The sequence below is a fragment of the Bradyrhizobium sp. RDI18 genome (genome assembly GCF_043203335.1).
Lineage (GTDB): Bacteria > Pseudomonadota > Alphaproteobacteria > Rhizobiales > Xanthobacteraceae > Bradyrhizobium > Bradyrhizobium retamae.
The window spans coordinates 1-26,272 of sequence record NZ_JBICRN010000009.1 but is presented as its reverse complement, the minus strand read 5'-3'; the positions used below and the strand labels follow the sequence as shown (position 1 = coordinate 26,272).

23 protein-coding genes and 14 pseudogenes are annotated in these 26,272 nt (G+C 61.5%); 35 read left to right on the top strand and 2 right to left on the bottom strand.

Annotated features, from left to right (window positions below; genetic code table 11):
- The first annotated feature begins 2 nt into the window (after positions 1–2).
- From murJ to ACFXS9_RS42995, 31 genes and pseudogenes are all read left to right on the top strand, one after another.
- Positions 3–997: pseudogene (murJ, locus tag ACFXS9_RS43145) on the top strand (murein biosynthesis integral membrane protein MurJ).
- A gap of 484 nt (positions 998–1,481) precedes the next feature.
- On the top strand, positions 1,482–1,727 hold the full coding sequence (locus ACFXS9_RS43140) for a hypothetical protein (protein WP_392700486.1): 246 nt from the start codon (positions 1,482–1,484) through the stop codon (positions 1,725–1,727).
- Entirely contained in the window at positions 1,727–1,966 is a 240-nt protein-coding gene (locus ACFXS9_RS43135) for a hypothetical protein (RefSeq protein ID WP_392700430.1), read from the top strand. The genes ACFXS9_RS43140 and ACFXS9_RS43135 overlap by 1 nt, the downstream gene beginning before the upstream one ends.
- Positions 1,953–2,369, top strand: coding sequence for a hypothetical protein (locus tag ACFXS9_RS43130; protein WP_392700428.1), 417 nt, complete (start codon positions 1,953–1,955; stop codon positions 2,367–2,369). The genes ACFXS9_RS43135 and ACFXS9_RS43130 overlap by 14 nt, the downstream gene beginning before the upstream one ends.
- Before the next feature lie 212 nt (positions 2,370–2,581).
- Complete coding sequence (locus ACFXS9_RS43125; RefSeq protein ID WP_392700426.1) at positions 2,582–3,127, top strand: universal stress protein; 546 nt, start codon at positions 2,582–2,584, stop codon at positions 3,125–3,127.
- Positions 3,085–3,640: pseudogene (locus ACFXS9_RS43120) on the top strand (NifU family protein). The gene ACFXS9_RS43125 and the pseudogene ACFXS9_RS43120 overlap by 43 nt, the downstream one beginning before the upstream one ends.
- A gap of 78 nt (positions 3,641–3,718) precedes the next feature.
- Positions 3,719–4,449: pseudogene (locus ACFXS9_RS43115) on the top strand (malonic semialdehyde reductase).
- A complete protein-coding gene (locus ACFXS9_RS43110; protein ID WP_392700425.1) occupies positions 4,422–4,637 on the top strand; it encodes a hypothetical protein in 216 nt (71 codons plus the stop codon). Before ACFXS9_RS43115 ends, ACFXS9_RS43110 begins: the two are co-directional and overlap by 28 nt.
- Complete coding sequence (locus ACFXS9_RS43105) at positions 4,628–5,020, top strand: hypothetical protein (RefSeq protein WP_392700424.1); 393 nt, start codon at positions 4,628–4,630, stop codon at positions 5,018–5,020. Before ACFXS9_RS43110 ends, ACFXS9_RS43105 begins: the two co-directional genes overlap by 10 nt.
- Before the next feature lie 193 nt (positions 5,021–5,213).
- A complete protein-coding gene (locus ACFXS9_RS43100; RefSeq protein WP_392700478.1) occupies positions 5,214–5,519 on the top strand; it encodes a GNAT family N-acetyltransferase in 306 nt (101 codons plus the stop codon).
- A gap of 89 nt (positions 5,520–5,608) precedes the next feature.
- Positions 5,609–6,065 (top strand): annotated as a pseudogene (locus ACFXS9_RS43095) (Fur family transcriptional regulator).
- A gap of 6 nt (positions 6,066–6,071) precedes the next feature.
- The gene (locus ACFXS9_RS43090; RefSeq protein ID WP_392700422.1) at positions 6,072–6,995 is read left to right on the top strand and encodes a lysophospholipid acyltransferase family protein; all 924 of its coding nucleotides are present in this window, start codon (positions 6,072–6,074) and stop codon (positions 6,993–6,995) included.
- A gap of 85 nt (positions 6,996–7,080) precedes the next feature.
- Positions 7,081–8,378 (top strand): annotated as a pseudogene (miaB, locus tag ACFXS9_RS43085) (tRNA (N6-isopentenyl adenosine(37)-C2)-methylthiotransferase MiaB).
- Between the two features lie 147 nt (positions 8,379–8,525).
- A pseudogene (locus tag ACFXS9_RS43080) lies at positions 8,526–9,531 on the top strand (PhoH family protein).
- Between the two features lie 4 nt (positions 9,532–9,535).
- A pseudogene (gene ybeY, locus ACFXS9_RS43075) lies at positions 9,536–10,044 on the top strand (rRNA maturation RNase YbeY).
- 128 nt (positions 10,045–10,172) lie between these two features.
- Complete coding sequence (locus ACFXS9_RS43070) at positions 10,173–10,862, top strand: CBS domain-containing protein (RefSeq protein WP_392700475.1); 690 nt, start codon at positions 10,173–10,175, stop codon at positions 10,860–10,862.
- Positions 10,863–10,867: 5 nt separating this feature from the next.
- Positions 10,868–11,086, top strand: coding sequence for a transporter associated domain-containing protein (locus ACFXS9_RS43065; RefSeq protein ID WP_392700420.1), 219 nt, complete (start codon positions 10,868–10,870; stop codon positions 11,084–11,086).
- A complete protein-coding gene (locus ACFXS9_RS43060; RefSeq protein ID WP_392700418.1) occupies positions 11,086–12,009 on the top strand; it encodes a hypothetical protein in 924 nt (307 codons plus the stop codon). The genes ACFXS9_RS43065 and ACFXS9_RS43060 overlap by 1 nt, the downstream gene beginning before the upstream one ends.
- A complete protein-coding gene (locus ACFXS9_RS43055; protein WP_392700416.1) occupies positions 11,990–12,409 on the top strand; it encodes a hypothetical protein in 420 nt (139 codons plus the stop codon). The genes ACFXS9_RS43060 and ACFXS9_RS43055 overlap by 20 nt, the downstream gene beginning before the upstream one ends.
- Positions 12,406–12,828: a nitrilase-related carbon-nitrogen hydrolase gene (locus ACFXS9_RS43050; protein WP_392700413.1), complete on the top strand. Its 423-nt coding sequence runs from the start codon at positions 12,406–12,408 to the stop codon at positions 12,826–12,828. Before ACFXS9_RS43055 ends, ACFXS9_RS43050 begins: the two co-directional genes overlap by 4 nt.
- Before the next feature lie 71 nt (positions 12,829–12,899).
- Positions 12,900–13,291: pseudogene (locus ACFXS9_RS43045) on the top strand (helix-turn-helix domain-containing protein).
- A gap of 188 nt (positions 13,292–13,479) precedes the next feature.
- Positions 13,480–14,698: pseudogene (gene metK / locus ACFXS9_RS43040) on the top strand (methionine adenosyltransferase).
- Positions 14,699–14,861: 163 nt separating this feature from the next.
- Positions 14,862–15,518 carry a tRNA (guanine(46)-N(7))-methyltransferase TrmB gene (locus ACFXS9_RS43035; protein ID WP_392700412.1) on the top strand — a complete coding sequence of 219 codons (657 nt, stop codon included), beginning with the start codon at positions 14,862–14,864 and terminating at the stop codon, positions 15,516–15,518.
- 486 nt (positions 15,519–16,004) lie between these two features.
- Positions 16,005–16,121: pseudogene (locus tag ACFXS9_RS43030) on the top strand (hypothetical protein); the annotation flags it as partial.
- A gap of 182 nt (positions 16,122–16,303) precedes the next feature.
- Positions 16,304–17,928 (top strand): annotated as a pseudogene (nusA, locus tag ACFXS9_RS43025) (transcription termination factor NusA).
- A gap of 54 nt (positions 17,929–17,982) precedes the next feature.
- A complete protein-coding gene (locus ACFXS9_RS43020) occupies positions 17,983–18,156 on the top strand; it encodes a DUF448 domain-containing protein (RefSeq protein ID WP_392700409.1) in 174 nt (57 codons plus the stop codon).
- 552 nt (positions 18,157–18,708) lie between these two features.
- Complete coding sequence (locus ACFXS9_RS43015; protein WP_392700407.1) at positions 18,709–19,485, top strand: translation initiation factor IF-2 associated domain-containing protein; 777 nt, start codon at positions 18,709–18,711, stop codon at positions 19,483–19,485.
- 190 nt (positions 19,486–19,675) lie between these two features.
- Positions 19,676–19,945: a translation initiation factor IF-2 N-terminal domain-containing protein gene (locus ACFXS9_RS43010; RefSeq protein WP_392700406.1), complete on the top strand. Its 270-nt coding sequence runs from the start codon at positions 19,676–19,678 to the stop codon at positions 19,943–19,945.
- Between the two features lie 158 nt (positions 19,946–20,103).
- A complete protein-coding gene (locus ACFXS9_RS43005) occupies positions 20,104–20,859 on the top strand; it encodes a translation initiation factor IF-2 (RefSeq protein ID WP_392700472.1) in 756 nt (251 codons plus the stop codon).
- Positions 20,860–20,924: 65 nt separating this feature from the next.
- Positions 20,925–21,074, top strand: a complete 150-nt coding sequence (locus ACFXS9_RS43000) for a hypothetical protein (protein WP_392700404.1) — start codon at positions 20,925–20,927, stop codon at positions 21,072–21,074.
- Positions 21,016–21,165 (top strand): hypothetical protein, encoded by a 150-nt coding sequence (locus ACFXS9_RS42995; protein ID WP_392700470.1) that lies wholly within the window; start codon positions 21,016–21,018, stop codon positions 21,163–21,165. The genes ACFXS9_RS43000 and ACFXS9_RS42995 overlap by 59 nt, the downstream gene beginning before the upstream one ends.
- Before the next feature lie 62 nt (positions 21,166–21,227).
- Here ACFXS9_RS42995 and ACFXS9_RS42990 read toward each other — a convergent pair whose 3' ends face one another.
- Positions 21,228–21,353: a hypothetical protein gene (locus ACFXS9_RS42990; RefSeq protein WP_392700402.1), complete on the bottom strand. Its 126-nt coding sequence runs from the start codon at positions 21,351–21,353 to the stop codon at positions 21,228–21,230.
- Here ACFXS9_RS42990 and ACFXS9_RS42985 point away from each other — a divergent pair.
- From ACFXS9_RS42985 to pnp, 4 genes and pseudogenes are all read left to right on the top strand, one after another.
- Complete coding sequence (locus tag ACFXS9_RS42985; RefSeq protein ID WP_392700467.1) at positions 21,327–21,509, top strand: hypothetical protein; 183 nt, start codon at positions 21,327–21,329, stop codon at positions 21,507–21,509. The genes ACFXS9_RS42990 and ACFXS9_RS42985 overlap by 27 nt on opposite strands.
- 137 nt (positions 21,510–21,646) lie before the next feature.
- Positions 21,647–22,045, top strand: a pseudogene (rbfA, locus tag ACFXS9_RS42980) (30S ribosome-binding factor RbfA).
- A 5-nt stretch (positions 22,046–22,050) separates the two neighbouring features.
- Positions 22,051–22,613, top strand: a pseudogene (locus tag ACFXS9_RS42975) (hypothetical protein).
- 982 nt (positions 22,614–23,595) lie between these two features.
- A pseudogene (gene pnp / locus ACFXS9_RS42970) lies at positions 23,596–25,774 on the top strand (polyribonucleotide nucleotidyltransferase).
- 123 nt (positions 25,775–25,897) lie between these two features.
- On the opposite strand, the gene ACFXS9_RS42965 reads toward pnp, so the two are convergent.
- On the bottom strand, positions 25,898–26,272 hold a 375-nt coding region (locus tag ACFXS9_RS42965; protein WP_392700400.1), incomplete at its 5' end, for a hypothetical protein.

The following is a 26,272-nucleotide window of genomic DNA, read 5'->3' as shown; positions in this document are numbered from 1 at the left end:
CGATGCCGTTTCTGATGTACGGGTTGGCGCCTGGCCCCGACGCCAGGCCAGAGAAATTCGATCTCTCCGTGCTGCTAACCCGCATCACGATGCCATACCTGCTCTGCATGTCGCTCGTCGCGCTGATGTCGGGCGCATTGAACTCGGTCGGCCGCTTCGTCGAAAGCGCGTCCGTCTCGATCGTGCTCAACGGCGTGATGATGGTCGCGACGCTGATGTCGATGTGGATGGGCTACAAGGCCGAACCGGAAGCCGGCATCAACCAGGCTTGGGCCGTCTTCGTCGCCGGTTTCCTACAGCTCGCCGTGCTGATATGGGGCATGCACCGGGTAGGAATGCGCCTCGGCATCGCCGACCGCGACTGACGAACGACGTTCGCCACCTTGTCGGGCTCGGCATCCCGGGGTGTCATTTCCGGCGGCGTAACCCAGCTCAACATCGCCATCGGAACGATCATCGCATCGCTTCAGCCGGGCGCCGTGTCCCACCTCTATTACGCTGATCGCATCTATGAATTGCCGCTCGCGATTGTCGGCATTGCGGTCGGCATCGTGCCGTTGCCGACGTCGCGCGCCAGCTCAGAGCCGGCAACACGGCGGCCGTAATGGATAGCCAAAACCGCTCGCTCGAATTCGCGCTGCTGCTGACGGTCCCCGCAGCCTTTGCGCTCGCCGCGATCCCGACCGACATTGTCCGCGTGCTGTTCGAGCGCGGCGCTGGCCCGAAAGATACCCACGTCACCGCGTCTGTGTTGGCGATGTTTGCGCTCGGCCTGCCCGCATTCGTGATGATCAAAGTTTTTTCACCGGCCTATTACGCCCGCGAAGCCACCAAAACACCGATGCGCTACGCCGTGATCAGCCTGACGGCAAATACCATCGGCTCAATCGGACTGTTTTTCCTGTTCCGCCATCTCGGCACGCTGCCGCAGCTCGGCATCGCCATCGCGACGGCAATCGGTGGCTGGCTGAACGCCTATCTGCTGGGGCCACGCTGAGCCGACACGGCTATTTCGTCGCCGACAGCCGCATCAAGCGCAACGTCCTCTCATCCTGTTGGCCAGCGCGGTCATGGTCGCGGCCCTCCCTCGCCATCAGCCACTGGCTGTCGCCGCATTATGGGCACGATACAGGGTTTTTGGTAAAAAGCCTCGATTCCGGATCGAGATCGCGCCGGCCTGGTCATTTACGCCCTAATCATCTGGCAACCGGCGTCATGACGGTCAGTCAGCTCGGCCGTCTGGCGCGCAACAGGTTAGCAAATGCGCAACACTTGCGCGGCGGCCGCATGCACGCGATAAGGCCGCCAAATCATTTCAACCCCGGTACGGATCCCATGAAAATCACGCCGCGCGTCTTCGGGCATGCAGCCGACGGGCAGCCTGCATCTCGGCAACTATCTCGGCGCGATGGTCAACTGGATCAAATGCAGGACACGCACGAGTGCGTCTATTGCGTCGTCGGTCTGCATGCGATCACCGAGTGCAGGACCCGGCCGAGCTTCGCACCGCCATCCGCCAGGTCACCGCCGCCTATATCGCCGCCGGTCTCGACCCGAAGAAGAGCATCCTCTTCAACCAGTCGCAGGTCTCGCCCCCGCCGAACTCGCCTGGATCTTCAATTGCGTCGCCCGCTTGGGCTGAGCTGCATGACCTCACAGCCCAGGGCAAGAAGGCCGGCGAGATCGCGAGCAGGCCTCCGTCGGCCTATATGCCTATCCCAACCTGATGGCCGCCGACATTCTCGCCTATCGCGCGACGCACGTTCCCGTCAGGCGAAGACCAGAAGCAACATTTGAACTCGCCCGCGACATCGCGCAGAAGTTCAACAACGACTATTCGGCTTCGATCATCGAGAACGGCTTCCCGCGGGACGGCATTTTCTTCCCCAAACCTGAGCCCGTCATCACCGGGTCCTCGACGCGCGTCATGAGCCTGCGCGACGGCACAAAAAATGTCGAAGTCTGACCCATCCGGCCTCTCGCGCATCAACATTACGGATGACGCCGATACGATCGCAAAAAAGGTCCAGAAAAGCCAAACCGATCCCGAGCCGCTGCCGCGAGCGACGAGACGGGTTTCCGCAGGCCGCCCAGAAGCCGAAAACCTGGTCGGCATCTACGCGACGCTTTCGATAAGCCCGTCGATGCCGTTCTCGCCGAGTTCGGCGGACAGCAGTTCTCGTCGTTCAAGAAGGTCCCTGGCGGACGCGCTCGTCGCCCGCATCGAACCCATTGCAATCGAGATCAAGCGGTCAGCCGATCCTGCCGAGATCGACCGCGTCCTGGGTGACGGCTCGGCGCGCGCCCGCGAGATCGCGTCGCCGATCATGGACAAGGTCAAGGATATCGTCGGCTTCATCCGCAGCTGATCGCTTACCCACACGTTCCCTCGAAGTTGCATATGGCGGCAGCACTTGCCGCCATTGCGGCCGCAGGGCGGGAGTGGCAGCATCCGGACCATGAAACCGCGTCGCTCATTCGAAGAAGGCCATCGCCGCAAGTTCCTGATCGTCGTCGACGAGAGCCAGGAGTCGAAAGCGCGCTCTATTACGCTGCGAGCCGCGTCCAGCGCTCTTCGGGCATGATCATCATGCTTTACGCCATCGAGCCGAGCGAACTACAGAACTGGGCGGGCGTCCGCCAGATGCAGATCGAAGAAGAGACGACGAAAGCCAAGGCCCTATTCCGCCTCTTCCGCCGTAAGCTTGCCCACGCCGGCTTCGAGGCCGTCGAAACCGAAGACGTAATCCGCGAAGGCCGCACCGCCGAAGAGGTCAACAAGCTCATTGCCGAAGACGAAGACATCGCGATCCTGGTGCTTGGCGCGTCCATCGACGCCCCTGAACCCCTTGGTCGCCACCCCCTGGCGGCCCAGGCCGTGCGGTGGCGGATTTGCGGTTCCCGTAACGGTCGTGCCGGGCCAACTTTCACTCGCGGAAATCAAGGCATTAGCCTAAATTGGCCGCAGAATCCGCGCCGGGCGATAACCTCGACACGGCCATTTGGCGTACCTATATTAGAAGCCTTCCAATCACCTGACGGCGGGCGATGCTCGTTCGGCATCGGACACGAAGTGAGGCCAGCATGTTTATTCAGACCGAAGCCACGCCAAACCCGGCAACGCTGAAGTTCATCCCCGGCCGTGACGTCCTCGCTGACGGCACCGCTGATTTCCGCTCGAAAGGCGACGCTGTAGCCTCGCCGCTTGCAGCCCGGCTTTTTCGCGATCGACGGCGTCACGGCGTGTTCCTTGGCTCAGACTTCATCTCGGTGACCAAAGGCAACATCGAGTGGCAGCACCTGAAGCCGATGGTCCTCGGCGCGATCATGGAACACTACATGTCCGGCGCCACGGCCACGGACGAGGAAGACGCCAAACGACAGCAGCGCCGAAAATTACGATCCGCAGGACGAATCGATCGTCGCCACGATCAAGGAGCTGCTCGAAACCCGTGTACGCCCTGCTGTCGCACAGGATGGCGGCGACATCACCTTCTCAGGGCTTCCGCGACGGTGTCGTCTACCTGCACATGCGCGGCGCCTGCTCGGGCTGCCAAGCTCGACCGCGACACTGCGGAACGGCATCGAAAATCTCCTGAAGCATTTCTTGCCGGAAGTGCAGGCCGTAGAACCGGTCTAAACCGAGAATTTCTTCCTTTGAACCCCGCCTCGGCGGGGTTCTTCGTTTCTGGACCTAAAAACAACCACGGAAATAGAAATGACCACACCACTCGATCATGCCGCATTCGATCAATTGTTTGATAAGGCCCGCACAAACAATAAATGGCAGCCGCGCGACGTGCCTGACGATCTATTGAAGCAGATTGTCGAGCATATGAAATGGGGTCCAACGAGCGTCAACTGTTCGCCCGCTCGAATTGTTTTCGTGAAATCGCCGGAAGCGAAAGAGCGTCTAAAACCGCACCTCAGCCCGGAAACGTCGATAAAACAGTGGCCGCACCTGCGACCGCGATTATCGCCTACGACTTGAAATTCTACGAATATCTGCCGCGCCTCTATCCGCCGGCCGATGCCAAAAGCTGGTTTGTCGGCAAAAAGAGCACGCCGATACGACGGCATTTCGAAATGGCAGCCTGCAAGGCGGCTACTTTTATTCTGGCAGCCCGCGCGCTTGGCTTGGATTGCGGGCCAATGTCGGGCTTCAACAATGCCGCCGTCGACGCCGAGTTCTTCGCTGGAACCGACATAAAGTCGAATTTCCTATGTAATCTGGGATATGGCGACCCGGCGGTATTTATCCACGTTCGCCACGATTTAGCTTCGACGAAATGGCATCAATCGTATAAAAAGCCGCCCGAAATGAATATTCTTTCGCTCGATACCTGTTTTGATGCCTGCTCCGTCGCGGCGGGCCGGGGCTTCGTTCGCTCACCCCCGGCATTTCGTTCGCATTCGAGTGTATGCAGCGCGGCCATTCCGAGCGATTGATGCCCATGATCGAAATGGTCATGGTCGAAGCAGGCCTGAAATTCAAATCGCTTGACCGCATTGCGGTCACGTTTGGACCGGGCACATTTACAGGCACGCGCATTTGCGTTTCTGCAGCGCGCGCGCGCTTGCTCTCGCGACAGGTGCTCAATTCGTCGCGATTTCGAGCCTCAAGCTTATGGCGATGAGTCCGAGAATACCCGCAGCGCCGACTCCCCATGTCGCTATCGCAACCGACGCCCGGCGCGGCGAAGTTTATATTGAGGTTTTCGATCGCCATTCGCTGCAAAGCGTTGCCGCTCCGCAATGCCTTGCAATCGTTGACGCGGTAAAAGCCTTAGGGACAGCGCCCATCGTCGTCGCCGGTTCCGGCGCTGAAGCGCTTGCCGCAGCCGCCCGCCGCGAAAGCATCGAGGCGACGGCGATCCTGCCGGACTTGCTGCCCGATGCCCTCGATCTTCTGTTTCCGGCCTGCGAGATGCCGGTAACGGACAGCCTCCGTCCGCTTTATCTCCGACCGCCCGATGCCAAGCCGCCTGCCCCAAGCCCGTTCCTCGGAGCCGGTGCATGACGAACGTCACGCCGTTTCGGAACGTGAAACACGCAAGCATGCTTTGGGCGTCGCCGGATCGAGCAGAGGAAATCGCGGCGCTGCACGCTAAACTTTTCAATCCGGCCTGGGACACTGATGCGATCAAGGGCCTACTCGAACACCCCGCCGCCACCTCGTTGATCGCCGTCGCCGGCGGCCAGAAAAATCCGTCATTGCCTTTGTCATCGGTCAGCTCGCAGCCGATGAAGCCGAAATCCTTTCCATTGGCGTCTCGCCCGATTGGCAGCGGGTCGGCCTCGCCACCGGTCTGCTGGAGGGCTTGAGCCGGGCCGCCCGCCGCGGCGGCGCCAAACGCATCTTCCTTGAAGTTGCAGAGGACAACGAAGGCGGCATCGCGCTTTATCGCAAACTCGGCTTTACCGAAGCCGGACGCCGCAAGCGTTATTACGAACGCCCCGGCAGCACAGCCGTCGATGGTTTGACGCTCGTTCTCGATCTCGACGCGGCGAAAGCCTAGCGTCGATATAGACGCGAAGCCTTGCCACAGCCTATATGGCCACCATACTCGGGCGACGAGGAATCGTCTTCAGCCAAAGCTTGATCGTCATGACCGCACCTTCGGCGAAGTCCGAGACATCCATCGAAAAACGATGCACGGAGTATGGCCTGCGCATGACCGGCCAGCGGCGCGTCATCGCCCAGGTCTTGTCGGCAGCAACCGATCATCCCGACGTCGAGGAAGTGCACCGGCGCGCCGTCGCCGTCGACGCACGAATTTCGCTTTCGACGGTCTACCGCACGCTGAAGCTTTTCTCGGAAAAGGGCATCCTGGAGCGCCACGACTTCGGTCATGGCCGCGGCCGCTACGAACCGGCGCCCAGAGAGCACCACGACCATCTGGTCGATATCGAAAACCGGCCGCGTGATCGAATTTTCCAACCCGGCGATAGAGGCGCTGCAGGAGCGCGTCGCGCGTGAGTTGGGCTACGAGCTTGTCGGCCATCGCCTGGAGCTCTACGGCATGCCGCTCGGAAAAAAGAAGTCGTCCGCCCGGAGAGGCTAGGCCACGATGGCACAGGGATCGCTCCGCGCTTCGGCAGTTCTGGCAGGCTTCTTCGGCTTCACGCTGCCGCTGATGCCGGTGCAGGCGCTGCTGCTTAAGGTTTCGCCCGCCGCCGCCCGCCGCTTTCCCAATTGGTATCATCGCAACGTCTGTCGGATTCTCGGCGTCAAACTGAAAATCGAAGGACAGGTCGTTGACGACAAGCCGGTGCTGCTCGTTTGCAATCACACCTCCTGGCTCGATATTCCGGTGCTCTCTGCCGTTGCTCCGGTGTCGTTCGTCGCCAAGCTTGAAGTCGGTAGCTGGCCGTTCGTCTCGGCGCTCGCGCGGCTTCAGCGCTCCGTCTTCGTCGATCGCACGCGGCGACAAGCAACCGGCGACGCCGCAACCGAAATCATGCAGCGCCTGAAGCTCGGCGATACGATCGTGCTGTTCGCCGAAGGCACATCGAGCGACGGCAACCGCGTACTGCCCTTCAAGACATCCCTCTTCGGTGCGGTCTCGGGCCAGGGCGCGACGGGCAACGGCGACGTCGTCGTACAGACCGCCGCCGTCGTCTACACCCACCTCCCGCGGCGTCCCCCGACCCGCGCCGACCGCCCGCGCATCGGTTGGTACGGTGACATGGAAATGACCTCGCATGCCTGGGGGTGCTCAAATCCGGACCGATCACGGCAACGATCAAGATCAGCCCGCCCGTCCCGCTTTCGGAATTCAAGGATCGCAAGGACCTGGCGCTCAAGACCGAACGCGCCGTCCGTTCCGCAGTCCTCGGCATTCTGCGCGGCCGCCCCGATGACCCGGCTCTCATCCCCGTCGAGCCGAGCCAGGAAATCCGCCGTCAGAAACTGGGCTTGCCTGCGGCCCGCAGCGAGAAATGGACATAGTCGGCCTATTCTGTGCTATGCGCTTGCCTCTCAGGAAGCCTGAGGCAAAACCCCAAATCTTAATTGGCCCATCGACGTGCAGCGCCCGAACACCAAAAAGCTATTATCTGAAGACCTTCGGTTGCCAGATGAACGTCTACGACAGCGAGCGTATGACGGAAGCACTGGCGCGCGACGGCTATGCCGCGACGGAAGACATCGCTAGCGCCGATCTCGTCATCCTCAATACCTGCCACATCCGCGAGAAAGCCGCTGAGAAAGTCTATTCCGATCTTGGCCGCATCCGCGACATGAAGGATGCACGAAAGCGCGACGGCAAGGAAACCGTGATCGCCGTGGCAGGCTGCGTGGCGCAAGCCGAAGGCCGCGAGATCATAACCCGTCAGCCTGCGGTCGATCTCGTTATCGGTCCGCAAAGCTATCATCGTTTGCCCGAACTGATCGAACGCACCGCGAATACCCGCGAGCACATCGTCGAAACCGAATTCCCCGGCGACGAAAAGTTTGAGCGCATGAAAGCGCCACGCCGCGTGTCGTCGCCATCCGCATTTCTGACTGTGCAGGAAGGCTGCGATAAGTTCTGCACCTTCTGCGTCGTGCCCTACACGCGCGGCGCTGAGTTTTCGCGCTCGCTCGTAAAGCTCGAAGCCGAAGCCCGCGAGCTGATCGCGGCAGGAGCCAAAGAGCTTGTGCTGCTTGGCCAGAACGTCAACGCCTATCACGGCGAAGGCCCTAGCGGCCGCACGATCGGCCTCGCCGAATTGATCCGCAGGCTGGCGGATATCGAGGGCGTCGAGCGCATCCGCTACACGACGAGCCACCCGCGCGACATGGACGCCGATCTGATCGCCGCCCATGCCGAAGTTCCCCAGTTGATGCCGTTCCTGCACTTGCCCGTGCAGTCGGGCTCCGACCGCATGCTGGCTGCCATGAACCGCAAGCATCGCGCCGAGGAATATTTGGACCTCATCGGCCGCCTGCGCTCTGCCCGCCCCGACCTCGCGCTATCGAGCGATTTCATCGTCGGCTTTCCCGGCGAAACCGACCAGGATGCCGAAGACACCCTTTCGCTCATCAGGGCGGTTAGTTTTGCTCAGGCCTTTTCTTTCAAATACAGCCCCGCCCGGGAACCCCGGCTTCAACCCACGAGGGTCAGGTCGCCGAAGAGGTCAAATCCGAACGTCTCCAGCGCCTTCAGGCTCTGCTGGACGACCAGCAGGCCGACTTTAACGCCCAGGCCCTCGGCATGACCGTTCCGGTGCTGTTTGAACGCCGTGGCCGCCAGCCGGGTGAATTTGTCGGCCGGACACCCTATCTACAGCTCGTTCACGTGGCCGCCGAGGGCGACCTCGTGGGGCGCACAGCAAACGTGGCCGTGACCGATGCCCGCCGCGTCAGCCTGTCGGGTGTCATCGCGGCAGCATAATCGGAAGATAGGGGTGGGGCCGCACTTGTTGTGCGTTAACCACACCTCGCTGTGCCGAAGGCATATTCCGCATGCTAACGTTGCTTCTACGGTCGATTTGATTTTGACTTCTGAGCGTAGAAAAATCGCAACCAAAGGAGGTCAGGATTGGCAGCATTCCGCGGGTCCTCCGCGTCAGCATCGAGACGGCCCAGCCCCGCCGGCAAGGCCGAACTTGAAACTGCTCGCGTCGTTGTACCCTTTGAAGACAACCGGCTGCTCACCCAGCTGCTTGGGGAATACGATAGCCACCTGGCCCTGATTGAAGACCGATTAGGCATTGATGCCCACGCTCACGGCAACGTCGTCATCCTGACTGGCCCGGCCGCCGCCTGTGACATCGCCCGAAACGTTCTGGAACGCCTCTACGCCCGCATCCGCAAAGGCGAGACCGTCGGCGCTGGCGATATTGACGGACTGATCCGCCACGCCCGGACCGAAGGCTCTGACACCGACGGGCAGGCCCAGATCGCAACGCGCCGCAAGGTACGTGGCGCCCGCACCCCGACGCAAAGCGATTACATGCGCGCGATCCATAAAGAAGGATCTCGTGTTCGGCGTCGGCCCGGCCGGTACCGGCAAAACCTATATCGCCGTCGCATTCGCCGCCCATTGCCTTGAGCGCGGCCTCGTCGAACGCATCATCCTATCTCGGCCCGCCGTTGAAGCCGGCGAACGCTTAGGCTTCCTGCCCGGCGACATGCGCGACAAGGTCGACCCCTATCTTCGCCCGCTTTACGACGCCCTGTACGACGTCCTGCCGCCTGAAAAGGTCGAGCGCGACATCGAAACCGGCGTCATCGAAGTGGCGCCCCTCGCCTTCATGCGCGGCCGTACGCTGTCGAATGCCTTCGTCATCCTCGATGAAGCGCAGAACACGACCAGCATGCAGATGAAGATGTTCCTGACCCGTATCGGCGAGGGCTCGAAAATGATCGTGACGGGGGACCCGTCCCAGGTCGACCTGCCGTTCGGGACCAAGTCCGGCCTCGTCGAAGCTGTCGAGCTGCTCGCAGGAGTTGACGACATTTCCATCATCAACTTCATGGCTGGCGACATCGTCCGTCGGGACCTCGTCGCCAAGATCGTCGACGCCTACGAAAAGCCGAAGTGAACCAATGCCTGCGTCACCAAATGCGGCTAAGCCCGTCTTCGAGGTCGAGATCGTTGAGGACGACGGGGACTGGTCGCAGATTTCCGATCTCGATCATTTGATCGAGACCGCTGCCCAAGCTGCCGTTGCGGCAACCGAGGGACAAATCCCGGTTTCGTTTCCGTCGCCCTGTCTTCCGACGCAATGGTCGCCGACCTCAATGGACGCTTTCGCGGCAAGCCTAAGCCCACGAATGTCTTATCTTTTCCGGCTGGGGACGGAGCGCCTGACGGTCAGATTGGCGACATAATCCTCGGGCTTGAAACGGTCGAGCGAGAAGCCGCCGAGCAAGGCGTCCCGATCGCGCATCATCTGCAGCATTTGGTCGTCCATGGCGTGCTGCATCTTTTAGGCTATGATCACGAAACCACGGCAGATGCGGAACGCATGGAAGCCATTGAAATAAATATACTTTCTATATTAGGCATCGCAAATCCCTACACGGGCGAGCTGGAAACCGGTACAAGTGAGTGACCGGGTTTCAACCCATGACCATGACTGACAACACACAAGATAAGCCTCTGTCCGACAGTTTAGCCGACGAGGCTCGGGCATTCGGTTCCCTGGGCTGGCTTCACCTGCTGCGGTCGAAGCTGGGCTTGGTGGTCCCGCAGAACGTTCGCGACGCGCTCGAAGGTGCGTTGAAGACCGGCGGCACCGACAATTTCACGGAAGCCGAGCGCAAGATGCTGGAGCGGCTGCTCCAGTTCGGCTCCAGCCGCGTTGCTTCGCTGATGGTGCCGCGCGCCGACATCACGGCGCTCGATGAGAACGAGCCGATCTCGGAGCTGCTGCAGACCTTCAACGAGGCAGGCGTCTCGCGCATCCCGCTGTTCCGCGAAACGCTCGACGATCCGCGCGGCATGATCCACATTAAGGATGTGCTGCGCTGGCTGATGGCCGAAGCGACCGGCCAGTCGTCGAAAAACGGCAAAGTCGATCCCGACGCTCCGGTTCCGGTGAACCTGTTCGACCTGCGCGCCATAGACCTCAACAAACCGATCACGACGGTGAAGATCCGCCGGCAGATCCTCTATGTGCCGCCGTCGATGCCGGCCGTCGATCTTCTCATCCGCATGCAATCGACGCGCATCCATATGGCGCTCGTCGTCGATGAATATGGCGGCACCGACGGCCTCGTCACCATCGAGGACTTGGTTGAGCAGGTCGTCGGCAACATCGAAGACGAACATGACGACGACGACGAAACGAACATCGTCGTCGATCCGAAACTCGGCATCGTCGCCGTCGCCCGCACGCCCATCGAGGAACTCGAAAACATCTTGGCCTGAAGCTTGTGCCGGACGACGAAGAAACCGACGTCGATACGATTGGCGGCCTCATCTTCTCGATGCTCGGCCGCGTGCCGGCGCGCGGTGAGCTGATCCGCCACCCGACCGGCGTCGAGTTCGAAGTTCTCGACGCCGACCCGCGTCGCGTCAAAAAACTGAAAATCCATCCGCCGCGTCCGCCTCTGACCAACACCAAATCGTTGCCCGAAGCGCCGAAGGCGTGATGGACGCTGTCCCAGCCATCGCGCCGGAACAACCGCCGCTGGTCGCGCGTATGCGCGAGAAAATCATGGCGCTCCGCGGCTGGCGGCGCGCGCTACTTGCAATAGCGGCAGGCGGCCTTTCGGCCTTGGCGTTCGCGCCGATGTTCGTGACGCCCATCCTATTTCTGACGCTTCCTGTCTTCATCTGGCTGATCGACGGCAGCTCAAATTGGCGGCGTGCCTTTAGCGCCGGCTGGCTGTTCGGCTTTGGATATTTTTTCTGCAATCTCTTTTGGATCGGCGAAGCGTTCCTCGTCGAAGCCGATAAGTTTGCCTGGCTCTTGCCTTTCGCGATTACGCTCCTGCCTGCCGGGCTTGCGCTGTTCTGGGGCGTCGGCGCCGCGGCGGCGCGGCTGTTTTGGAGCGACGGCCTTTCGCGTGTTTTCGTCTTTGCCATCGCACTCTCAATCGTCGAATGGCTGCGCGGACATGTCCTGACAGGCTTCCCCTGGGACCTGCCGGGCTACGCGCTGACCTATCCGTTGCCGCTGATGCAGAGCGCGGCGCTCTTTGGTGCCTACGGCCTCACCGCGATTGCGTTGTTTGTCTTTCCCGCCCCGCTCGTCGCCCTCAGCGACAGGCACGAACACCCGACCCCGCGGACGATCTCTGCCGCCTTGCTTCTCGCCGTCGCGCCGATCGGCTTGCTGTGGGCTTACGGTGTCTGGCGTCTGCAATCGCCGCAAGAGTTCGTCCCGAATGTAAAAATGCGCATCGTGCAGCCGAGCGTTCCCCAGCGCGAAAAATGGATGGCGGAGTACCAGCGCCGCATCTTCGATGATCACGTCGCGCTGTCGCTGACGAACCCGTCAGGCAAAATGGATCGCTGCAGGAATCACGCATGTCATTTGGCCCGAAGCGGCGATGCCGTTCTTCCCGCTTGAGGCCCCTGTCGCGCTCGACATTCTGGCCAATATCCTGCCGCCCGGCACGACGCTGATCACCGGTGCGCTCCGTCACGATCCGACGCTGCCGCCCGGTTCGCCGATCACGCCTGAGACGCGCACGCTCAACAGCATTCTGGTGCTGAACGAGAAGGCCCAGCCAATTGCGACCTACGACAAAACCCATCTGGTGCCGTTCGGCGAGTACCTGCCCTATGAGAAAACGCTTTCGGCCATTGGCATCGAAAAACTGACGCAGGGCCGTGGCTCGTTCGGCACCGGCCCCGAGCCGCGCCCGCTGATGCACATTCCCGGCCTGCCGCCGGTCTTGGGCCTCGTCTGCTATGAAGCGCTCTTTCCCGGAATGTCGTTCAGGGTCACGAGCATCCCGGCGTCATGATCAACGTGACCAACGACGGCTGGTTCGGCGAGACGACAGGGCCGTATCAGCATTTCCATCAGGCCCGCGTCCGTGCCGTCGAAGAAGGCGCTCCGCTCGTCAGGGCCGCCAATAACGGCATATCCGGCGTCGTCGATCCCTTCGGCCGTGTCCTGGTGTCCCTGGCCTCGATGTCCGTGGCCAGATCGACAGCACCCTGCCGAAAGCCGTGCCGCTACCCCTATGCGCGCTTCGGTGACTGGCTCCTTGCCGCCATTCTCGCGCTTTTTGCCGTCTTGGCTGCCGGGCTCAGGAAAAAGGCCGTTAATCAAAGTCTTGAAGTCAACTTGTCGCGGAAGCGCTCGGTCATTGACGCCTTGCGCCCGTGCACCTACGAAGTGCAAAGCCTTTGCCTTTGGAACTGCTGGCTGTACGAGTGATGGTGGATCAAATCTCTATCGAAGACGATCTGAGCGAAGAAGCCCCGAAGGGGTCTCGCCGCGCTAACCCCATGGATGTCCATGTCGGATCACGCGTCAGGTTGCGGCGCATGCTTCTCGGCATGAGCCAGGAAAAGCTTGGCGAGCATCTGGGACTGACGTTCCAGCAGGTTCAGAAATACGAAAAAGGCGTCAATCGTATCGGCGCCAGCCGCCTCTTCGACCTCGCCAAGGTCTTGGGCGTCCCGGTTCAATTCTTCTACGACGAAGCCCCTCTGGCGCCCAAAGCGCCGGCGCTGCGACGCCGGGCTTCGCCGAACAACCCGACGAAAGCTACGTCGTCGATTTTCTCGGCACCCGCGAAGGCCTCGAGTTAAACAAGGCTTTTGCCCGCGTCACCGATCCGAAAGTTCGCCGTTCGATTGTCGAACTCGTTCGCGCGCTTGCCGGCGAGGAAAGCTGAAGCCTTGCTGTTTTGTGACGGATTGGCTCGCCTCCGATAAAACGGAAGGGCGCTAGGTCGCGGCCCATTTCGCGTCTCTCGGCGCACCTCGGCTTGACCGAGCCCAACAAGATTGCGACAACCCGGCGCCTTTCGTCGGTTTGAAATCCGCACAGTGTTGCGGCGTTCGTCCCGCAAATCTTCAAAACATGGGGGCCAAAGTGGCGCGCAAGTCCTTCCTTTTCACAAGCGAATCCGTCTCCGAAGGCCATCCCGATAAAGTCTGCGATCGCATTTCCGATGAGGTCGTCGATGCGTTCTATCGCGAAGGCGCAAAGGAAGGGCTCGATCCCTGGACGATCCGCGCCGCCTGCGAAACACTCGCGACGACCAACCGCGTCGTGATCGCCGGTGAATCGCGCGGCCCCAAGGGCATCACTGTCGCAGCCATCGAAGACCTGACCCGCAACGCCATCAAGGACATCGGCTACGAGCAGGACGGCTTCCACTGGGCCAACTGTAAGCATCGAAGTTCTGCTGCACTCGCAGTCGGCCGATATCGCAGCCGGCGTCGATGCCCTGCAGCCGACGAACCAGGAAGAAGGTGCGGGGCGACCAGGGCATCATGTTCGGTTATGCCTGCAATGGGACCCCGGAACTGATGCCGGCGCCGATCTACTACGCACACAAGATCCTGTTCGATCTTGCGGCCGCACGTAAAGGCAAGGTCGGCGACGCCGCGAAGCTCGGCCCTGACGCCAAGAGCCAGGTCACCGTCCGTTACGAAAACGGTAAGCCGGTCGGCGTGACGCAGATCGTCGTCTCGCACCAGCACATCGTCGAAGATCTGAGCTCGCGCCAGGTCCGCGAGATCATCGAGCCCTACGTCCGCAAGGCACTTCCTGAGGGCTGGATCGGCAAAGACTGCATCTGGCACATCAATCCGACGGGTAAGTTCTTCATCGGCGGCCCCGATGGCGACACCGGTCTCACCGGCCGCAAGATCATCGTTGACACCTACGGCGGCGCGGCTCCCCACGGCGGCGGCGCGTTCTCCGGCAAGGACCCGACCAAGGTTGATCGTTCCGCAGCTTACGCAGCCCGCTATCTCGCCAAAAACGTCGTCGCATCCGGAATTGCCGATCGTTGCACGATCCAGCTCTCTACGCCATCGGCGTCGCCAAGCCGTTGTCGATCTACGTCGACACCTACGGTACCGGCAAAGTCGATGAAGCCGTCATCGAGAAAGCTCTCGGCGAGGTCATGGATCTGACGCCGCGCGGCATTCGCAACCAGCTCGACCTCAACAGGCCGATCTACGCGCGCACCGCGGCTTACGGCCACTTCGGCCGTCACGCCGAAGCTGACGGCGGTTTCTCGTGGGAGCGCACCGACCTCGCCGATAAAATCGCGAAGGCCGTCGCCTAAGGCCGCACTTACGAATTGAATTTCGGAAAACGGCTGCGAAAGCGGCCGTTTTCTTTTACCGGATTTTGTTTCAACTAGCGCCGCGTCGGCGCGCGCGGAATGCGTATCGCCAATGCCGACGCGAAAGCCTGCAAAAACCGCTGTTTTCTTCTGGTAACGCATCGTGTCCGACAGCGAACACGAGCTGAGATCGTTTGGACGGCGCCGCGGCGCAAACCGAGCGCGTCAATCGGCACTGCTTCTCCATGATCTACCGCGCCTCTCGTTCAATCCTGCAGCTCCGCCCGAAGGCTTTGCTCAGACATGGCTCGAAATCGGCTTCGGCGGCGGCGAACACTTGCTCTGGCAGGCACGGCGCAATCCGGGTGTTGCGCTGATCGGCTGCGAGCCGTTCGAAGACGGCATGATCAAGGTCCTGACGGCCGTCACCGAAGAGAATTTGAAAAATATTCGCCTGCACATGGACGACGTGCGCAACATCCTGCGCGCCGCTCAGTCAAACAGTAGATCGCGCCTTTATCCTGTTTCCGACCCCTGGCCGAGACGAAAGCATCGCAAGCGCCGCTTGGTTAATAATTCGTTACTGTCGCTGCTCGCGAACGTGATGCGCCCCGGCGCTGAGCTGCGCATCGGCACGGACATTGGCGACTATGCCCGCACGATGCTTGAAGCTTTCGCCCAGGAACCGCGCTTTATCTGGCAGGCCGCAAGTCCCGAAGACTGGCGCATTCGCCCCGCCGACTGGCCAGAGACGCGTTACGAAGCAAAGGCCGTTCGTGAAGGCCGCAAACGCTATTATTTCCGATTTCTGCGGGCCTGACGCCGCCGAAGCCTTGCGCAAAAGGCCAAAGTCGCCTATTTAGCTGCTATTCCAATAACACGACGCACTGATTGGAGAGTGGACCGCAGGGCCCGCTCCGAACGGACTTTAAACTCAGGAACGCCATTGCAAGACACGGTTGCCAACGATCAGGATCAGGCTTCGCCTGCAGAGAACGCCGATACGACGCGTTTTTTGCGCGAGACCGGCATTGCGGCTGAAATAGCTGCCATTGTCGAGCCGGTGCTTGCCGATCTCGGCTTCCGCTTGGTGCGCGTGGAAAATTCAGGGCGACGGCCGCGACCGCATCGTGCAGTTGATGGCGGAACGGCCGACGGCTCGATCACAGTCGATGATTGCGAGACGATCTCCAAGGAGCATTTCTCCGGTCCTCGACGTCGCCGACCCAATCTCCCGGCGCCTACCGGCTCGAAGTCACTCGCCCGGCATCGACCGTCCGCTGGTCCGCCCGAGCGACTTTGAAGACTGGTCCGGCCGCACAAGATCGAGCTGAAAGAAGCCGTTGACGGCCGCAAGCGTTTCAAGGGCATTCTCGAAGGCTTCGAAGACGGCGAGGTCCGCATCAAAGCCGATACCGGCGAGCAGGGCATTCAGCACTTAGGGCTGCCCGTTCATCTCATTTCGGATGCCAAGCTCGTTCCTAACCGACGAATTGATCCCGCGAAGCGCTGCAACGCGCCAAAGAGCGCCATTCAACCCGGCCCGGTGACGGTGCCGAACTCGACGAAGACGATCTGGAGGATTGATCCCATGGCCATGCAGGCATCAGTGCCAACCGCCTTGAGCTTCTGCAAATTGCAGACGCCGTCGCCCGTGAAAAGACGATCGACAAGAAGATCGTCATCGAGGCGATGGAAGACGCCATCCAGAAAGCCGCCAAGTCGCGTTATGGCGCAGAAAACGACATCCGCTGCGAAATCGATCCGAAGACCGGCGAAGCCAAGCTGACGCGCGTGCTCGCCGTCGTCGATGAAGTCGAGAATGACGCCACACAGATTACCGTCGAAGACGCCAAGAAGCGCAACCCCGATGCCAAAGCCGGCGACATGATCGCCGAAACGCCGCCTCTCGAATTCGGCCGCGTTGCCGCTCAGAACGCCAAGCAGGTTATCGTCCAGAAGGTGCGTGAGAAGCTGAGCGCGACCGTCAGTTCTCCGAATTCAAGGACCGCACCGGCGACGTCATCAACGGCACCGTGAAGCGCGTCGAATACGGCAACGTTATCGTCGATCTCGGCCGCGCCGAGGGCATCATCCGCCGCGATGAGATGATCCCGCGAGAAAACGTCCGCCTCGGCGATCGCATCCGGGCCTATATCTACGAAGTCCGCCGCGACCAGCGCGGACCGCAGATTTTTCTTAACGCGCGCCCGCCCCGAATTCATGTCGATGCTGTTCCGCGCCGAAGTGCCGGAAATCTACGATGGCGTGGTCGAGATCAAATCGGTTGCCCGCGATCCTGGCTCCAGAGCGAAAATCGCCGTCATCTCGAAGGATTCCTCGATTGATCCGGTCGGCGCCTGCGTCGGTATGCGCGGCGCTCGCGTCCAGGCTGTCGTCAACGAATTGCAGGGCGAAAAGGTCGACATCATCCAGTGGAACCCGGATGCTGCGAGCTTCATCGTCAACGCGCTCGCACCGGCCGAAGTCACCAAGGTCGTGCTCGACGAAGATTCAAACCGCATTGAAGTCGTCGTTCCCGAAGCCCAGCTTTCGCTCGCGATCGGCCGTCGCGGCGGCCAGAACGTGCGGCTGGCCGCAGCTCACCGGCTGGGATATCGACATCCTGACCGAGCAGGAAGAAAGCGAACGCCGCCAGAAGGAATTCGCCGAGCGCACGCAGCTTCTCATGGATTCGCTCGACGTCGACGAGGTCATCGCACAGCTTCTCGTCACCGAAGGCTTCGCAACGATCGAAGAAGTTGCCTATGTCGACATCGCGAAATCGCGCACATCGAAGGCTTCGACGAAAACACCGCCGAGCAGATCCAGAGCCGCGCCCGCGAATACCTCGAACAGCAGGAAGCCGAACGTGATGCCAAGCGCCGCGAGTTGGGCGTTGCCGACGACATGGCCGAAATCCCTGGGCATCACGACCGCAACATGGCCTGCGCCGAGGACCTGGCGTCAAAACCGTCGAAGACCCTCGCCGATTGCGCAACCGACGAACTGATCGATGGACCGAGCGCAAGAAGGAAAAAGATCTAGAGGCTGTTCGTCACAAGGGCTATCTCGACGGTTTCGAGCTGTCGCGGACCGACGTCGAAAGCATGATCATGGCGGCGCGTGTGCATGCGGGCTGGATCAAGGCCGAAGATCTCGAACAGCCTGCTGAGGCTGAAGGCGAAGCCGAAGCTGCTGATGCCGACGGCGTCAGCGCCGAAGGCTAACGGGAATGACCGAAGGACGACAAACGCGCGATGGCGAAGCGACAACAACGGTCGATGCTGGACGACACGGAGCTGGATTCCGGCGTCGGACCGAAGCGCCTATGCGCCGTCACGCGGGAAAGCCGTGACGCGGGCGAGCTGATCCGCTGGTCCTGTCGCCTGGACGGCATTGTCGTTCCCGATCTCGATCGCCGCTTGCCTGGACGTGGCGTCTGGGTTGGTTGGTGACAGAAAGCTGGTGAAAGGCCATCTCGACGCAGGCCTTTTCAAAAAGCCTTAAAACGAAGGCCGAAGCGCCTGGCGACCTTGCAGATCTCGTCGACGCCTTTATCCTTAAGCGCGTGACCGGAACGCTGTCGCTCGCCAATAAGGCCGGGCTCGCAATCGCCGGTTTCGAAAAGGTTTTTTGCGGCTCTTGAGAAGGGGCCGGTCCGCGTCATCCTGCATGGCGCCGATGCTGCTGCCGCCGACGGCCGCTCGAAAATTGATCAGGCCATAAGGCTATTCAGGCAGATCGTGGCCAACCGGCTGCCATCGTCAATGTCTGACGATCGCGCAAATGAGCTTGGCCATTGGGCGCGGAAGTGGTACATGCTGCGCTCATACCTTTCGGAGGACTGTCGGATCGGTTTCTGGAAGAAGCGGAGCGGCTTACCCGCTACCGGCGCTCCACGATTGAAGCCGCCCCCGAAACCGCCCCTGGGGCGGCCGACGATATTTCTGGAACTTTCAGTGAAGGCTGAACGGATAACGCATGACGGATCTGAAACGACCAGACCGATGGGCAACTTCATCCAGTTTGAGCGCGAAGCCGCTATCGCTGCAGCGAACGGTCGAAAGTCTGGCCACGTGCGGCAGAACTTCAGCCACGGGCGGTCCAAATCCGTTGTCGTCGAGAAAAAGAAGACGCGGCGATTGGGATCCGAGGGGGAGGGCACTGCGCCTCCCGCTCCCAGCGCTGTGACGATCGAGAAATCTCAGGCACCGCACGTGCCACCGGCGCCGCCGAGCCGAACGTCCGCGATTCCGTTCCGCTGGCCGCGTCCTTCGAATGTCGAACGCGCCGCGCGCGAGCGCGCGTTGCTGCAGCCCGCGCCGAAGACATCGAGCCGCACACCAGAAGTCGAACCGGTTCGCTTCGAGCCTGTCGCTCGACCGCCCGAGCCGCAACCGCGCGCAGAGGAACGGCCGCCGACGGCGCCGAGCGAGCAGCCCGCAGTGGCCGCACGCGCCGCTCCCGCACCCGAACAAGCTGCGCGCAGGTATCAGCTCCGGCAGCAGCCGCCGCCTCAGCTCCGCTTCCAGCTCCGACGCCGCCGCCTGCCGGACGTGGGCCGCGCCATGAAGGCCGCCGCGATGGTGGACGTGAGGGCGGTCGCGACTCTGGGCCATGCGCCGCGCGGCGATGGCGGTCGTCCGCACCAACCGCGGCCTACGTCCGTCGGGCAACACCTCGCATTCATGCCGCGTGAAGCCAGTCGCCCGCGCGAGATCGAAGCTGCCGATGCCGGCCCGCCGTGGCGCGTCCGCAGGACCAGCCGATGCGACGACGATTGAAAAGCCGTCCCGCCCGGTGCGTCCCCTCGGTGGTTCGCGAGCAGGTCGAAGACGATGATGCTCGCAAGCGGCCCCGGCGGCGTCAAGGTTCCGCGCCCGGCCGTCAAAACCAACGATGATGGCCGCCAGCGCCAGAAGCTGACGATCACGAACTTCGATCGCGAAGCCTCAGGTCCGCTCGCTCGCATCCTTGAAGCGCAAGCGCGAGAAGGAAAAGCTGAAAGCCATGGGCATTCAGCAGACGCGCGAAAAGATCGCCCGCGAGGTCGTCATTCCTGAAGCCATCACGATTCAGGAACTCTCCAACCGTATGGCCGAGCGTGCCGTCGATCTCATCAAGTATCTGATGCAGCAAGGCGCGATGCATAAGATCACCGACGTCCTGGATGCGGACACGGCCGAGCTTATCGTCCAGGAATTCGGTCACACGTCGGAAGCGCGTTTCGGAAGTGGACGTTGAAATCGGCTTCGTTGGCGACAAGGATGTCGACGATTCCTCGCTTGAACCGCGCGCGCCGGTCGTCACGATCATGGGTCACGTCGACCACGGCAAGACGCGTCCTTGCTGGACGCGATCCGTCAGGCCAACGTCGTCTCAGGTGAAGCCGGTGAAGTGGTATCACGCAGCATATCGGCGCCTATCAGGTCACGGCGCCGGACGGCAGCAAGATCACGTTCATCGACACGCCGGGCCACGAAGCGTTCACCGCTATGCGTGCCCGAGGCGCGAAAGTGACCGATATCGTTGTCCTCGTCGTTGCCGCTGACGACGGCGTCATGCCGCAGACGGTCGAAGCGATCAATCACGCCAAAGCCGCGAACGTGCCGATCATCGTCGCGATCAAGATCGACAAGCCGCAGGCTGATCCCAACCGCGTCCGTACGGAATTGCTGTCGCACGAGATCGTCGTCGAAAGCATGGGCGGTGAAACGCTTGAAGTGCCGGTCTCGGCGCTGAAGCACACCAACCTCGACAAGCTGCTCGAAGCGATCCACCTGCAGTCCGAAATCCTCGACCTCAAAGCCAACCCGAGCCGAACGGCTGACGGCGTTGTCATTGAGGCGAAGCTGGAGCGTGGCCGTGGTCCTGTCGGTACGGTGCTCGTTCAGCGCGGCACGCTGCACGCACGTCGGCGATATCATCGTCGCCGGTACGGCCTGGGGCCGCGTCCGTGCACTCCTCAACGATCACGGCGCCAACATCCAGTCGGCTGGTCCCCGGTTCCCGCCGAGGTCCTGGGCTTCGACTCGGCACCGGAAGCTGGCGATCAGTTTGCGGTCGTCGAAAACGAAGCCCGCGCACGCGAGCTGACGGACATCGCGTCAGGAAGCGTCGCGAGACGCTGGCTCTGCCGGTACGAAGAGTACGCTTGAGCAGATGATGCAGCAGCTCAAGGACGCTGGCCGCAAGCGAATTCCCGCTCGTCGTCAAGGGCGACGTGCAGGGTTCTGTCGAAGCCATCGCCGGTGCGCTGAAAAAGTCGGTAACGAGGAAGTCGAAGCCCGTCTCGTGCACTGGGCGTCGGTGGCATCACCGAGTCCGATATCGCGCTGGCAGCTGCCGCCAAGGCCGTCGTCATCGGCTTTAACGTCCGCGCCAACGCGCAGGCGAAGCAGCTCGCCGACGTACGGCGCCGAAATCCGCTATTGCCAACATCATCTTTACGATCTCGTGGATGAAGTGAAAGCGGCGAAGATGTCGGGACTTCTGGCCTCGACCTCGGCGCCGAGGTCTTCCTCGGCTACGCCACGATCAGCAGGTCTTCAACATTTCGAAGGCAGGCAAGGTCGCCGGCTGTATCGTTACCGAAGGCAAAGTCGAACGCGGCGCCAAGGTCCGTCTGCTCCGCGACAACGTCGTCATCCACGAAGGCACGCTTGCGATCCTCAAGCGCTTCAAGGATGACGTCAAAGAAGTTGTCTCCGGTCAGGAATGCGGCATGTCCTTCGCCAACTATCAGGACATTCGCGAAGGTGACCAGATCGAGTGCTTCCAGGTCGAGACGATTGCTCGATCGCTCTAAGCATTTAACCCAGCGATCCCGCGCGATTATTCATCGCGCGGGCTTGCGCGGATGTGAGGCGATCCGCTACTCCCTGGTCACCGTAACCTATTTCTATCAAGAGGCCGCGCGCGGTCCCATCCCGCGGCGGATAACGAATGGCAAAGAAACCAGCCCCATCGGGCGCCAAAGGCCCGTCGCAGCGTATGCTGGTGCGTCGGCGAACTGATCCGTCACAAGCTTTCCGAACTGCTCTCTCGCGGAGAAATCCACGACGACGTACCGCGTCGCATGTCATCACCATTCCGGAAGTGCGCTCGCCGGACCTGAAGCTCGCAACGGTCTACGTCATGCCGCTCGGCGGCAACGATGTGAAACCCGTCATCGAAGCCCTCACGCGGAACAAGAAATACATCCGGTGCCGAAGTCGCGCACACGCTGAACCTGTGTTGTGCGCCCGACCTTCGCTTTCGCGAGGACGAAACCTTCGAAGAAGCAACCCGTGCATTGACCGCCTTCTCGATAGCGAGCGCGTTCAGCGCGACATCAAGAAATAACAGACATGGCACGACGCAAAAAAGGCAACGCCGTTCACGGCTGGCTCATTCTCGACAAGCCGATCAACATGACCTCGACGCAGGCTGTTGTGCGGTTCGCCGCGCCTTCAACGCGCGCAAAAGGCCGGACACCTGGCACGCTCGATCCGCTCGCAACAGGCATCCTCCCGATCGCGCTCGGCGAAGCCACGAAAACGGTTTCGTTCGCGGTCGATGGCGAAAAGCTTACCGCTTCACCGTACGTTGGGGCGCTGAAACTGAGACAGACGATACCGAAGGCGCTGTCTCGAAAACGAAGGACAGCGCCCCGAACGCGCGGAGATCGAAGCTCTACTGCCGCGCTTCACGGCGAGATCATGGAGAAGCGCCCGCCTATTCGGCGATCATGATCGACGGCAATCGCGCCTACGATCTGGCACGCGACGGCGAAACGGTCGTCCTTGAACGACCCGTCGTGATCGAGAGCCTGAGACTCGTCGACATGCCGGATGACGCAACAAGCGTATTCGAAGCCCGCTGCGGCAAGGGCACCTATGTCCGCGCCCTGGCCCGTGATCTCGACGACTGATGGGCTGCTATGGCCACAACATCGCGCTGCGCGTACCGAAGTCGGCCCCTTCGATGAAGCTCGCGCCATCAGCATGGACACGCCCCGCGGCCGCGCAGTTCCGAAGATCCGGGAGAGATCGCCAAGTTGCTGCTGCCTGTTGAGGCGGCCCTTGCCGATCTCCCCGAACTGCTCGTCTTCAAAGCGACGCCGCTGCTGGCGCGCGGCCAAACGGTCATTCGTGCCGTGACGCGCCGATCATGACCGGCCCGCTCTACGCGACCTCGAAGGGTCGCCTGATCGCGCTCGGCGAGCTTGCCAAGGGCGCGCTGCACCCGACACGGGTCTTCAACCCGGCTAATTTTCGTTAATTCCTTAAAGAAAATAACGAAATTTCCCGCGAAATCCGCCTCGCCTTTGGCTGAGGTTCGTGTATAAGTAGCGCACCCGCGCGGGCCTCGTTCCCGCGCGGCTTTCGTTTGCGACCCTGCTGGACGACATCCCGGCCGTGGCCGCTTTCCTCAAACTCCCAATTTCGAAAGGAGCATTCGATGTCGCAGATCGCACTCACCGCCGTGAGGCCAAGACGGCTGTCATCAAAGACAATGCCAATGGTCCAACGACACCGGTTCGCCGGAAGTCCAGATCGGCCATCCCGACGCGACCGCATCAACGAGCTGACCGAGCACTTCAAGGCGCACAAGAAAGACAACCATCCGCGCCGGGCTCGCTCAAGATGGTCAGCCAGCGCCGCCAGCTCCTTGACTACGTCAAGGCCAAGGACAACGCCCGCTATCAGAAGATCATCGAGAAAACGGCATCCGCCGCTAATTGCGCGCTCGCAAGAGCGTCCAAGACAGGACGGCCCCGATGGCCAGTCACGCGATCTACTGAACAAGAAGAACGTCGGCGCCTCGATCGGTGCCGCGATACGCGCTCTCCCGGCATGAGGCCGTTTGAGCGACCTCAGTTCGGTTCGGAAAGCGAAAACGAAAGATCAAACATGTCGGACATCCATCGCGCCGAAATCGATCAGCGGCTACGCGTGCCGAAGCTTGAAACTGGCCATTACGCCCGCCAGGCTGACGCCGCCGTCATGGCGCAATATGGCGACACCACGGTGCTCGCAACCGTCGTCGGCGCCCGTTCCGCCAAGCCCGGCATCGACTTCTTCCCCCTGACCGTCAACTATCAGGAACGCACCTACGCTGCCGGCAAGATCCCCGGCGGCTACTTCAAGCGCGAAGGCCGCCCGAGCGAAAAGGAAACGCTGGTCTCGCGCCTGATCGACCGACCGATCCGCCCGCTTTGTTGATGGCTTCCATGAACGAAACCCAGGACGTCGTGACGGTCATGTCGCACGACCTCGAAAACGATCCCGACATTCTCCGGCATGGCGTCGCGGCCTCCGCCGCACTGACGCCTGGTCTGCCCTTCCTCGGCCCGATCGGCGCCGCCCGCGTTGGCCTCATTGGCGGTGAGTTCGTCTTGAACCCGATGATCGACGAGATGGCGGAAACCGCCTTCGACCTCGTCGTCGCCGGCACGACCGACGCCGTGATGATGGTTGAATCGGAAGCCAAGGAACTTCCTGAATCGCAGATGCTCGAAGCCGTCATGTTCGGCCACAAGCACATGCAGCCGGTCATCCAGGCGATCATCAAGCTCGCCGAAAAAGCCGCGAAAGAGCCGTGGGACATCAAGATCGCCGACAAGGCGAAGTACTCGGCCGACGTCAAAAAGCTCGCTGAGAAGACGCTGAAAGAAGCTTCTCGACGAAGGAAAAAGGCAAGCGCCAGAACCTCGTCTCCGAAGCCAAGAAAGTTGTCATCGAAGGCATCGCCATTCCGGCCGACGACCCGAACGAGAAAGTCCTGCTCGGCGACGCCTTCAAGTCGCTTGAAATGGATATCATGCGTGGCGACGTCCTAAAGACGAAGCGGCGCATCGACGGCCGTGATCTGACGACGGTTCGTCCGATCCTTTCCGAAGTCCACGTTCTGCCGCGCACGCACGGTTCTGCTCTTCACCCGCGGTGAAACGCAGGCCCTCGTCGTCGCAACCCTCGGCACGGGCGAAGACGAGCAATTCATCGACAGCCTCGAAGGCACGAAGAAAGAGCGCTTCCTGCTGCACTATAACTTCCCGCCCTACTCGGTCGGCGAAGTCGGCCGGATGGGTTCGGCCGCCGCGAATGGCCACGGCAAGCTCGCATGGCGCGCGATCCATCCGATGCTGCCGAGCCAGGAAGAGTTCTATACGCTCCGCGTTGTCTCCGAAATCACCGAGTCGAACGGCTCCTCGTCGATGGCGACGGTCTGCGGTTCGTCTCTCGCGCTGATGGACGCCGGCGTGCCGCTGAAGTCCCCGTCGCCGGTATCGCGATGGGCCTGATCAAGGAAGGCGATGACTTCGTCGTTCTTTCCGACATCCTCGGCGACGAAGATCACCTCGGCGACATGGACTTCAAGGTGGCAGGCACGGCCAACGGCGTGACCTCGCTGCAGATGGACATCAAGATCACCGGCATCACCGAAGAGATCATGCGCGTCGCTCTCGAGCAGGCGCATGAGGGCCGCATCCACATCCTCGGCGAAATGTCGAAGGCGATCACGGGTGCGCGTTCGAGCTCGGCGAGTTTGCGCCGCGCATCGAGACGATCAAGATCCCGGTCGATAAGATCCGGGAAGTCATCGGTTCGGCGGCCGTTGGTCATCCGTGGGAACGTCGCGAATGGGCGCTAAGATCGACATCGAAGACGATGGCACCGTGAAGATCGCTTCCGCTAACCGTGAATCGATCGAGAAAGCCCTCGACCGACCAGGTACGTCGGAGCCCGAGGTCGGCCAAGCATCTACAAGGGCAAGGTCGTGAAGGTCATGGAGTTCGGCGCGTTCGTGAACTTCTTCGGCGCGAAGGACGGCCTGGTCCACATCTCGCAGCTCGCGCAGGGCCGTCCCGAGACGGTCGGCGAAGTCGTGAAGGAAGGCCAGGAAGTCTACGTGAAGCTTTTGGGCTTCGACGATCGCGGCAAGACGCGTCTGTCGATGAAGATCATCGATCAGGCGACGGGCCAGGAAATCCCGCGCGCTGAAGGCGAGCCGGAAGAAGTCTTCGAGAGCCGTCCGCCGCGCCGCGAAGGTGGCCGTGGCGGACGCGGCCCGCGCCGTGAGCGCGGCTGAGCCCTCGCCTCATTGCTGAAATGACGAAAGCCGCCGGAAACCCGCAGTCCGGCGGCTTTTTTTACCCCGCCTGTTCCGTATCGCGGACGCCCGCCCCGCACCGGGACGCCGCAAAATTCCCGATCAATACCAGCGGCAGCGGCGAATACCCCAGCTGTTGCGCCAGCATTTGCGCGCAGTGCACTGCACACGGCCGACGCCCGGCACCCACTTGTGATAGCCACCGATGCCCCATCGGCAGCGATTCCAGTAGCCCACTTTTTGAACTGTGGTCCCCTGAGCGGCAGCCACGGCCTTCAGGCTGCCGACGGCTACGCTCGCATTCGCGATGCTTGGTCCGCTTGCAAACATCACACCCGCAGCGATCACAACGGCAGCGAACGGAAACTTTGTTGTCATCGGGCCTATCCTCTCCCCTATGCTCGGCACCCCGCCGGAGTTGTAGACACCATGACGTCTACCAGCGGGTAACTCTTCCGCCAACGGATCAATGACAAA

Excerpts from the sequence above, each read along its gene's own strand:
- ACFXS9_RS43135 (WP_392700430.1), top strand. The coding sequence starts at position 1,727 with ATGGCCGCCGACATTCTCGCCTATCGCGCGACGCACGTTCCCGTCAGG.
- ACFXS9_RS43130 (WP_392700428.1), top strand. The coding sequence starts at position 1,953 with ATGTCGAAGTCTGACCCATCCGGCCTCTCGCGCATCAACATTACGGAT.
- ACFXS9_RS43125 (WP_392700426.1), top strand. The coding sequence starts at position 2,582 with ATGATCATCATGCTTTACGCCATCGAGCCGAGCGAACTACAGAACTGG.
- ACFXS9_RS43110 (WP_392700425.1), top strand. The coding sequence starts at position 4,422 with ATGCAGCGCGGCCATTCCGAGCGATTGATGCCCATGATCGAAATGGTC.
- ACFXS9_RS43105 (WP_392700424.1), top strand. The coding sequence starts at position 4,628 with ATGGCGATGAGTCCGAGAATACCCGCAGCGCCGACTCCCCATGTCGCT.
- ACFXS9_RS43090 (WP_392700422.1), top strand. The coding sequence starts at position 6,072 with ATGGCACAGGGATCGCTCCGCGCTTCGGCAGTTCTGGCAGGCTTCTTC.
- ACFXS9_RS43060 (WP_392700418.1), top strand. The coding sequence starts at position 11,086 with ATGGACGCTGTCCCAGCCATCGCGCCGGAACAACCGCCGCTGGTCGCG.
- ACFXS9_RS43055 (WP_392700416.1), top strand. The coding sequence starts at position 11,990 with ATGCCGTTCTTCCCGCTTGAGGCCCCTGTCGCGCTCGACATTCTGGCC.
- ACFXS9_RS43050 (WP_392700413.1), top strand. The coding sequence starts at position 12,406 with ATGATCAACGTGACCAACGACGGCTGGTTCGGCGAGACGACAGGGCCG.
- ACFXS9_RS43020 (WP_392700409.1), top strand. The coding sequence starts at position 17,983 with ATGCTGGACGACACGGAGCTGGATTCCGGCGTCGGACCGAAGCGCCTA.
- ACFXS9_RS43015 (WP_392700407.1), top strand. The coding sequence starts at position 18,709 with ATGGGCAACTTCATCCAGTTTGAGCGCGAAGCCGCTATCGCTGCAGCG.